Genomic DNA, 8,778 nt, shown 5'->3' with positions numbered 1-8,778 from the left:
TGGAGCACACAATACAGTGCTGGAGCGGATGACGAGACTCGAACTCGCGACCCTCACCTTGGCAAGGTGATGCGCTACCAACTGCGCTACATCCGCATGCGAAACCAGGCCCGGTTTCTAGGACAAAGTCCTTGTGCGCGATACTGGGATTGAACCAGTGACCTCTTCCGTGTCAGGGAAGCGCTCTCCCACTGAGCTAATCGCGCGTTATTCATTTAGTTCCACTTTCCTTTGCGGTATAACACCCTCCAGAAAAGCGTGGAGCGGATGACGAGACTCGAACTCGCGACCCTCACCTTGGCAAGGTGATGCGCTACCAACTGCGCTACATCCGCATCGCGCCGCAGTGCTTAATGCTTTGCGGTGCGTGAACAAACATTATCGTGCTCCCTGCCAGTTTCCAAATCCCCAGCCCAGCACACCTATTGCGCGGCGTAAATCACTCACTTATCGGCGCTGTAAATTGCAATGTTGTCATTTAATCCGCAAGCCAGCCTTTCTAGGCATTTCAGCTTTAACCCACATCTTCCACGCCCTCCATCCAGCCAATTAGGAAAATGGAACGCACCGGGTGTAGATTTATCCCCCGCAAGGTCCTATAGCTCAGTGGGAGAGCGTTCCGTTCACACCGGAAAGGTCACTGGTTCAATCCCAGTTAGGACCACCACCGCCCACTTAAGCTTAATTTTCTTCGCTTAGGTGGGCTTTCCCATTCAAGTGGGCTTTTTGTCTTATCTGAGTAAAGTGTCCACTCGTGTTGTGGATACTTTTGGGAATTCTTGCTGGTCTGGTCTTACCGATACAAACGCTGGTCAATACCCGCCTTCGCGCCTCCACCGGTACCCCGTTTTCCTCCTCGATGATTTCCTTCGCCGTAGGAACAGTAACCTTGCTCATCGTGGCCACCGCCGTTACCGGCGGGGACTACGGCATTGCGCAGGCTTTTGACGAACCACTCTGGATTTGGTTCGGCGGATTGCTGGGTGTTGTCGCTCTAACCGGAAATATTCTTCTCTTTCCGCACCTAGGCGCGGTGCAGACCGTGGTCTTACCCATTGCTGGGCAAGTCATCATGGGGCTCATTGTTGACCACTTCGGGCTCTTCGAGTCGCCTCAGTCTTCTTTAACGGTGGTGCGCATCGTAGGTGCCATCATCGTGCTCACCGGCGTGATTGCGGTGGTAGCCACCCCTAGCGCTGCAACAAGTAATGAAGATTCCGCGACCGCCCTGTGGCTGTGGCGGCTAGCCGGATTTATCTTCGGATGTTTTACCGCCAGCCAATCCGCCATCAACGGCCACCTAGGCCAGGTGACGGGATCTCCGGTGAGCGCTGCGCTGGTATCTTTTGCCGTCGGCGTTACCGCCTTGGTCATCGTCAATATTGTGTTGCGCTGGCGCCCGCGCATCGAGCGCCCGGAAGGAAAACCCAACCCGTGGTGGATGTGGATAGGCGGTGTATTGGGCGCGCTTTTCATCTTCGGCAACGCCGCCCTCGTTCCGCAGATTGGTACCGGCCTCACCGTAGTTGCCGGCCTGCTTGGTTCAATGCTGGGCTCGCTCATCATTGACCGCGTAAGCGGCGCCCCCATTAAGTCCCGCCAGGTCCTAGGCATTGCCCTCCTCCTGACTGGTGTGGTGCTCATTCGACTGGTGTAGCCGACAGGCCGATTCGCTCCTTCACAACCATTACACTGGCAGACCATGGACATCGCTTCGCTTTTGGGCCCCGAGCCCGCTCACCTGCCCGCCGTGCGGGCCAATATGGTTTCTACCCTCACAGGCTCTGCCACCATCAACGATCTTTCAGAGGCCATGGGCAATGACACCGATGCACAGCTTTTTCAAGCCTTGCGCGGCTGGGCGGACGTCGTCTTTGTTGGCGGGCAGACAGTCAGGTCAGAAGATTATGCGGGAGTGGAGCAGCACTCTCCCGATTCACAGCCCGCCCCCATCGCCGTGCCCACGCAAAGCTTGAAGTTTGATCCGAGCTCGAAATTTTTAACCCACTTCACCACTGCCCCTCTCTTCCTTGTCCCCCACGCGGCGTTGCAGAGCACAGAGGTCTCCGCGAGAAAGCGCTCTATCGAGGCAGCAGGCGCAGAGGTAATCGATGCCGGCGAAGGCACCATGCAGGACTATCTTCGCGTATTGCGGGAGCGGGGATTTCAGCGCATCCTCTGCGAAGGTGGGCCAGGAATGCTCGGCCAGCTGGTGCATATCGATGCCATTGACCAGATGTATTTAACCCTGGATCCCCACCTTTCCACCGGCGTAGAAAAACCCGTGGCTACCTTTCATGGCACGCACTCCCACCGCCGAATGCAGCTAGACAATGTTGCCGCCGATACAGATAGCACGGTGTTTCTGCGGTACTCGCGGGCAGCGGAGCCCGTAGACTAAGAGGTCGTGACTGCTCGAATAAACGCCGCCGCATGGCCTATTGCCGTTCTCCTCGTCATCCAGCGCGTTTTCGTCGTGGCGCGCAATGGAACGTTGACTGATGATTTCACTACGGTCTATAGGGCGCTAAGACGCATAGTCGACGGCATTCCGGTGTATGAGCAGGCGTATAACCATGTGGATCCGTTGTATCTCTACACCCCGGGTGCAACGCTATTCTTATCGCCTTTAGCGTGGCTCGATTTCGGCCTAGCGCGCGGCCTTTTCATCGTGGTCAACGCCCTTGGCATTATTGCGGCACTGGCGCTACTGACCCACGTGGTGGGAAGAAAGCTCAGCTCGCCGGTGTTTCCAGTCTCAATTGCTTTAGCCTTCGCCACTGAATCCGTCACCAATACTTTGGCGTTTACCAATATCAACGGTGCGCTCTTATTCTGCATGGCGCTTTTCCTGTGGGCTTTCTTAGAGGCTGAGCGCACCCCGCAGCTCGCATGGGTTTCCGGTATAGCCATCGGGCTAGCCATTTTGATTAAGCCCCAATTCGCACCCCTCCTATTCTTGCCTCTGGTCAAACTACAGTGGCGTAACCTCCTCGCGGGGCTTGGGATTCCGATTGTGCTCAATGTCCTCGCGTGGCCGCTCGTACCGGGTGCTAGCGGTTACCTGGACAAGCTGGTGCCCTATCTTTCCACGACCCGCGATTATGCCAACTCATCCTGGGCGGGATTACGCGCCTATGTGGAATTCGGCCCCGTCCTCTACTGGGTGGTGTGGGCAATCTTCGCCGCCTTGGTCGCGTGCGCGGTGCTCGGACTGTTGCGGTGGCGACAATCCGAACCAGTATTTTGGGCACTGACGACGAGTGGCACGATTATGGTTGGGATTTTCTTCTTGTCCTCGCTAGGACAGCAATATTATTCAATGTGGCTATTCCCGCTAATATTCACCGTGCTCCTGCCGCGCTCGGTCTTTCACTCGGTGGGCGCATGGGTGGCTGCGTTCCTATTCTTGGCCCCGGTGACATGGACGTCGCACGCGCATCCCGATGCCGGGCGGTGGATGAACACCTTCTCAGGGACCGTGGGCTGGAGCCTGCTCATCGTCATCATCTTCGCCTGCGTTGCAGGGTGGTGGCGTGCCACGCAAATAAAGGATTAAACTTAAAGTCATGACTGATTTTAAGCTCATTGCTGATGCCGATTGGCAAAAGCGCCTTAGCCCCGAAGAATATTACGTATTGCGCGAAGCAGGCACGGAGCCGCCGCACGTGGGCGAATACACAGATACCACCACAGAGGGTGTCTACTCCTGCAAGGCCTGCGGCGAGGAGCTATTCCGTTCCACCGAGAAGTTTGCTTCCCATTGTGGTTGGCCTTCCTTCTTCTCCCCGCTAGCCGGTGACAAGATTATCGAGCGGGAAGATAATTCCCTGGGCATGCGCCGCGTCGAGGTACTATGCGCCAACTGCGAGTCCCACTTGGGTCACGTTTTCGAAGGCGAAGGCTACGATACCCCGACTGACCTGCGCTACTGCATTAACTCTATTTCCTTGAACCTGGAAGAAAAGCCCATCGAGGAAAACTAGGATTTCACTACCACGCGCAGTGAGATCAAACTACAGCGCTGGGAGCTCCCTCCAATAAAGGGCGCTCCCAGCGCTGTTTTTGTTTCAATCCTCAGGGCAGAACCTGGATGAGTTCTGCGATGTCCTTCACGCGGCGTCCGGTGTGGAATGGAATTTCCTCGCGAACGTGATGGCGGGCTTCGGTATAGCGCATCTTATACATCAGGTCCACAATGCGGTGTAGCTCGTCGGCCTCAAAGGCAAGAACCCACTCATAATCCCCAAGCGCGAATGCCGGCACCGTATTGGCGCGCACGTCGGGGTAGTCGCGTGCCTGCATGCCGTGCTCCATCAAAATGCGGCGACGCTTTTCTTCTTCCATCGTGTACCAGTCATACGAACGCACGAATGGGTAGACGGAAATCCACTCCTTGGGCTCTTCCCCCATGATGAAGGAAGGCAGGTGGGATTTATTGAACTCGGCCGGCCGATGCAGGGAATTTCCAATCCACGTTACTTCGCTAACCTGGCCCAAGGTTGTCTCCCGGCGGAAATCGCCGAAGGCTTTCTGGATATCGGAAAATTCCTCGGCGTGCCACCAGATCATGAAGTCCGCAGAATCACGCATCGCGGTCAGATCGTAGACGCCGCGGACAGTGACCTTATTGTCCTTTTCTAGCTCCGCAAAGAATTCTTGGGCTTGGGAGATGATCTCTTCGCGCTCGCTGCCCAGCCCGCCTGGAATCACCTTGAAAACGGCGTGTTGGGAGTATTGCTGTACCTCGTTGAGTTCCTTGAAATCGAGCTTCGCCATTGCCTTCTCCTTTGCAGAAGCTTATTCGAGTATTCGGACATATCCATCATAAGTTCGAGTTACATCGATTGTCATCTCTCCCCCCTGTACACCTCCCACTATCGGCGCGCCTCCGCCAGCTCAAGGTAGCGAAACTATAGCTTTAGCAAGGTGAGTAATTCCGAATCGACCACGCCCAGCGCCGGTAAGAATGCCGGAGCCAACTCAGGAGATGGCGCAGCCTTTACCTCCCTACGCCGCAACGACGAGGCACAGGAGCCAACGACACCGCCGGCGTTTACTCAGGCGGTAGAGTCCATGCACGCGGCCACTCTTCGCCCAGAGATTAGCCTCGGGTCCATTCGCCCGCCGCAGCGATTAGCGCCCTTTAGCCACGCCATTGGCCTTGAGGTGGGCACGGAAGAGGAGCCGGATATTATCGCCACCGATTCAGATGGCGATGCCTTCGGGCGCCTCATCCTCCTCCATGACCCAGGCGCGGAAGAGGCCTGGGAGGGCGCGATGCGCCTAGTGGCGTATATCCAGGCCGATATGGATGATTCGGTTGCAGGAGATCCGCTGCTGCCGGACGTCGCCTGGCAGTGGCTCAATGAAGGCTTAGAAAAAGAGGGTGCAGAGCTTACCAACCTCGGCGGCACCGTCACCTCCACCGCCTCGGTCCGCTTCGGGGAGATCGGCGGTCCCCCGCGCGCTTATCAGATTGAAATGCGCGCATCGTGGACAGCGGAGGGACTAGATTTAGCACCGCACGTGCAGGCCTTTGCACAAGTATTAGCCAACGTCGCGGGCCTGCCGCCTGAAGGCGTTACTGAACTCGGCCGCTAAGATGGTGGAATTTCGGGAGCGTCCGAAAGAGGGTATTCCGAAGGTATTATCCACCCCGGCGGAATTTGCCGCTGCCGCCGCGCGGTTGCAGGCAGGCACCGGGGCCTTTGCCATCGATACCGAGCGCGCCTCAGGCTACCGGTACGATGACCGCGCCTTTCTCATCCAGATCCGCCGGCGCGGCGCTGGGACGATGCTTTTTGCCCCAGAAGGCCACCGTGCGGAACTGACCCAGGCGCTGGCTCCGGTGCTCAATGGGCAGCATTGGATCATTCACGCCGCCCCCTCGGATCTCCCCTCTCTTGGGTGGTTGGGGCTTTTTCCCGGCACCCTTTTCGATACGGAATTGGCCGCCCGGTTTGCCGGCTTTCACCGCACCAATTTGGGCGCCATTATCGCGGAGCTTTTCGATGTCCAGCTGGAAAAGGGCCACGGCGACGATGACTGGTCCATCCCGCGGTTGAGTGAAGAAATGCGCGCTTATGCCGCGCTCGATGTCGAGCTCCTGCTGGAACTAGCCACGACGCTGCGCGATATCTTGGCCGAACAAGAAAAGCTGGAGTGGATGGTGGAGGAATGCGCGGCGATCGTCGCCAAGCATGCACATGACACCGCCCCACAGCCGGGCTCGTGGCGCGATATCAAGGGAGTTTCGAGCTTAAAGAATGGGAAGCAGCGCGCCGCGGCGCGGTCTTTGTGGAACCTGCGCGATGATATTAGCCGGCGAACCGATACCGCGCCCGGGCGGGTGCTTCCCAATAAGGTGCTGGTAGAGATTGCCCGGGTTTTGCCCAGCACGCAGCCCCAGCTCACCCGCATCAAGGGGTTTCCGCGCCGGCGCAAGGGCGCCGCGCAGCGCTGGTTGCGGGCGGTGCAGCAGTCCCAGAAAATTCCACCGCGGGGGCGCCCGGGTCCGCTCCGTGAGGAAAGAACCGTCCCTTCCAAGTCGGTCTGGTCCAGGGAGTATCCAGAACTGTGGGAGGAATATCAGCAAATCCGCGCCGCCGTTGGGGATATCGCCGAAGAGCTCGGGCTACCATCGGAGCTGCTGTTGCGACCCGCTACCCTCCGCGCCGCCGTGTGGGCGGCCATTGGCGGGAGCGGAACCATCAGCCAACCGGACGACGTACCAGCTTTCCTAGAGCGCGAAGGCGCACGATCGTGGCAGGTGAACCTTGTTGCCCCGGTATTGATCGAGAGCCTATTTTCCCAGCCAGATTAAGCGGTGAGGTTTTCTACCCACTCTGTAATCGACGCAGAAATGAGCTCTGGGCTTAGGCCGAACTCTTCCAAAACCTCGCCGCGGGAGCCGTGCTTGGGGAAATACCCAGGAACGCCGAGGCGCCGCACGGGGGTATCCACCTCGGCCGCGCCGAGAGCCTCAGCAATCATGGACCCAATGCCGCCGCGAATGAGTCCATCTTCTACCGTCACCACCAGATCGTGATCTGCCGCCATTGCGATAACGGAACTAGCCACCGGCGCGACCCACCGCGGGTCAATAACCGTGACGTTAAGCCCCTGCTTCTCCAGCTTTTGCGCCGCCTTGATACTGCGCGCGGACATCGCACCGATAGAAACGATGAGGACCTCGGGGGTATCTTCGCCCGCGTCGGCCTCGCCGTAGTAGAGGATATCGACGCCATCGGCAAGCGTATCCACGGCTTCCATATCGGGCAGCAAGTTTCCCTTGGGGAACCGAACAACCGAGGGCCCAGAATCAATGTCCAGCGACTCGTGGAAGAGCTCGCGCAGACGCGCACCATCGCGCGGGGCGGCGATGTGCATACCTGGGACGATGCTCATTAAGGACATATCCCAAATGCCGTTGTGGGAAGCGCCATCAGAGCCCGTCACACCGGCGCGGTCGAGCACGATGGTCACCGGCAGCTTGAGCAAGGCGATATCCATGATCACCTGATCCACGGCCCGGTTGAGGAACGTGGAATACACAGCCACCACGGGGTGCATCCCGCCCAAAGCCAAACCGGAGGCAGAGGCCATCGCATGCTGCTCGGCGATGCCCACGTCAAAGAACCGATCCGGGAAGCGTTCTTGGAAGGGAGCCAGCCCCGTAGGACCCGCCATGGCTGCGGTGATTGCAACGATGTCATCGCGCTTTTCCGCCGCCGCGATCAATTCTTCAGAAAATGCGGCCGTCCACCCCGGCTGCTTGGTGCCCTTGGCAACGCCAGTTACCGGATCGATAGCGCCCGTAGAGTGCATCTGGTCCTTCGGCTCATTGACCGCCGGGGCAAACCCGTGGCCTTTTTCCGTGACCACGTGCACGATAATGGGGCCCTCATAATCGCGGGCATAGGAAAGCGCGTGCACCAAACCATCGATGTCATGGCCGTAAATGGGGCCAATATATTTAATCCCCAGCTCAGGGAAAATCTCCGTGGGCAAGACGGTGGACTTGACGCCTTCCTTCATCGCGTGGAGCGCATCAAAGGCGCGCTCACCTACCCACCCCATGGATTTCAGGCGGCGCTTGCCCTGCTCCATGAGCTCGTCGTAGCCATGCTGGGAACGAATGCGCCCCAGGTTTTCAGAAATGCCGCCAATCGTGGGCGAATAGCTGCGGCCATTGTCGTTAACCACGATGACCGCATTGCGCTTTTTATCTTCAGAGATATTATTAAGCGCCTCCCAGCACATGCCGCCGGTCAAGGCGCCATCGCCGACGATGCCGATGACGTTGCGGTGGCCTTCCCCGCGAATCTTGAAGGCCTTAGAGAGTCCATCCACCGTCGATAGCGAGGCAGAAGCATGCGAGGATTCCGTCCAGTCGTGCTCGGACTCACCGCGGTCCGTATAACCGGACAGGCCACCCTTTTGGCGCAGGGTATCGAATTGGGCCGTACGGCCAGTCAACATTTTGTGCACATAAGACTGGTGAGAGGTATCGAAGATGATGGGCTCGCGCGGGGAATCAAAGACCCGGTGCAGCGCAATGGTCAATTCCACCACACCCAAATTGGGCCCCAAGTGCCCACCGGTCACCGATACCTTATCGATGAGGCGCTGGCGAATATCCGCCGCAAGTTCCTCCAACTTATCTGCAGGCAGTGCCTTCAGGTCTTGCGGCGAGTTTATGGTATCCAAGATAGTCATGGAGCGGCCTTCAACTCCTTCTGTGCTTAGTTCTTCCTATCCACCGTACCCGTGGTC

Annotated in this window: 8 protein-coding genes and 4 tRNA genes; 7 read left to right on the top strand and 5 right to left on the bottom strand. The window is 58.1% G+C overall.

Features of this window, described 5'->3' with window-relative positions; translation table 11 throughout:
* Positions 1 to 20 precede the first annotated feature (20 nt).
* The 3 genes from ABRP86_RS08280 to ABRP86_RS08270 form a co-directional block, all read right to left on the bottom strand.
* Positions 21 to 96: transfer RNA gene (locus ABRP86_RS08280), tRNA-Gly, on the bottom strand.
* Between the two features lie 38 nt (positions 97 to 134).
* A tRNA-Val gene (locus tag ABRP86_RS08275) sits at positions 135 to 206 on the bottom strand.
* 53 nt (positions 207 to 259) lie between these two features.
* Positions 260 to 335, bottom strand: a tRNA-Gly gene (locus ABRP86_RS08270).
* A 257-nt stretch (positions 336 to 592) separates the two neighbouring features.
* Between ABRP86_RS08270 and ABRP86_RS08265 the strand changes: the two genes are divergently transcribed.
* From ABRP86_RS08265 to msrB, 5 genes are all read left to right on the top strand, one after another.
* Positions 593 to 667, top strand: a tRNA-Val gene (locus tag ABRP86_RS08265).
* 87 nt (positions 668 to 754) lie between these two features.
* A complete protein-coding gene (locus ABRP86_RS08260) occupies positions 755 to 1,657 on the top strand; it encodes a DMT family transporter (protein ID WP_349863687.1) in 903 nt (300 codons plus the stop codon).
* A 45-nt stretch (positions 1,658 to 1,702) separates the two neighbouring features.
* The gene (locus tag ABRP86_RS08255) at positions 1,703 to 2,401 is read left to right on the top strand and encodes a pyrimidine reductase family protein (RefSeq protein ID WP_349863684.1); all 699 of its coding nucleotides are present in this window, start codon (positions 1,703 to 1,705) and stop codon (positions 2,399 to 2,401) included.
* Between the two features lie 6 nt (positions 2,402 to 2,407).
* Complete coding sequence (locus ABRP86_RS08250; RefSeq protein ID WP_349863682.1) at positions 2,408 to 3,559, top strand: glycosyltransferase family 87 protein; 1,152 nt, start codon at positions 2,408 to 2,410, stop codon at positions 3,557 to 3,559.
* A gap of 10 nt (positions 3,560 to 3,569) precedes the next feature.
* Positions 3,570 to 3,986, top strand: coding sequence for a peptide-methionine (R)-S-oxide reductase MsrB (msrB, locus tag ABRP86_RS08245; RefSeq protein ID WP_023022629.1), 417 nt, complete (start codon positions 3,570 to 3,572; stop codon positions 3,984 to 3,986).
* 91 nt (positions 3,987 to 4,077) lie between these two features.
* Here msrB and hemQ read toward each other — a convergent pair whose 3' ends face one another.
* Positions 4,078 to 4,779, bottom strand: a complete 702-nt coding sequence (hemQ, locus tag ABRP86_RS08240) for a hydrogen peroxide-dependent heme synthase (RefSeq protein WP_023022631.1) — start codon at positions 4,777 to 4,779, stop codon at positions 4,078 to 4,080.
* Positions 4,780 to 4,929: 150 nt separating this feature from the next.
* On the opposite strand from hemQ, the gene ABRP86_RS08235 reads away from it, so the two are divergent.
* Positions 4,930 to 5,604: a DUF3000 domain-containing protein gene (locus ABRP86_RS08235; protein WP_349863680.1), complete on the top strand. Its 675-nt coding sequence runs from the start codon at positions 4,930 to 4,932 to the stop codon at positions 5,602 to 5,604.
* A 1-nt stretch (position 5,605) separates the two neighbouring features.
* Positions 5,606 to 6,826, top strand: coding sequence for an HRDC domain-containing protein (locus ABRP86_RS08230; RefSeq protein ID WP_349863677.1), 1,221 nt, complete (start codon positions 5,606 to 5,608; stop codon positions 6,824 to 6,826).
* On the opposite strand, the gene dxs is transcribed toward ABRP86_RS08230, so the two are convergent.
* Complete coding sequence (gene dxs, locus ABRP86_RS08225; RefSeq protein WP_349853695.1) at positions 6,823 to 8,721, bottom strand: 1-deoxy-D-xylulose-5-phosphate synthase; 1,899 nt, start codon at positions 8,719 to 8,721, stop codon at positions 6,823 to 6,825. The two genes, ABRP86_RS08230 and dxs, sit on opposite strands and share 4 nt — an antisense overlap.
* Between the last annotated feature and the right edge of the window lie 57 nt (positions 8,722 to 8,778).

Origin of the sequence: Corynebacterium sp. KPL3927, from assembly GCF_040225835.1 — a bacterium.
Lineage (GTDB): Bacteria > Actinomycetota > Actinomycetes > Mycobacteriales > Mycobacteriaceae > Corynebacterium.
Note: the sequence above shows the minus strand (reverse complement) of the source record. Positions and strands in the feature narration are given on the sequence as shown.

What these genes read in the sequence shown, in the direction of transcription:
- ABRP86_RS08255 (WP_349863684.1), top strand. Translation starts at nt 1,703, where the DNA reads ATGGACATCGCTTCGCTTTTGGGCCCCGAGCCCGCTCACCTGCCCGCC.
- msrB (WP_023022629.1), top strand. Translation starts at nt 3,570, where the DNA reads ATGACTGATTTTAAGCTCATTGCTGATGCCGATTGGCAAAAGCGCCTT.
- hemQ (WP_023022631.1), bottom strand. Translation starts at nt 4,779, where the DNA reads ATGGCGAAGCTCGATTTCAAGGAACTCAACGAGGTACAGCAATACTCC.
- ABRP86_RS08230 (WP_349863677.1), top strand. Translation starts at nt 5,606, where the DNA reads ATGGTGGAATTTCGGGAGCGTCCGAAAGAGGGTATTCCGAAGGTATTA.
- dxs (WP_349853695.1), bottom strand. Translation starts at nt 8,721, where the DNA reads ATGACTATCTTGGATACCATAAACTCGCCGCAAGACCTGAAGGCACTG.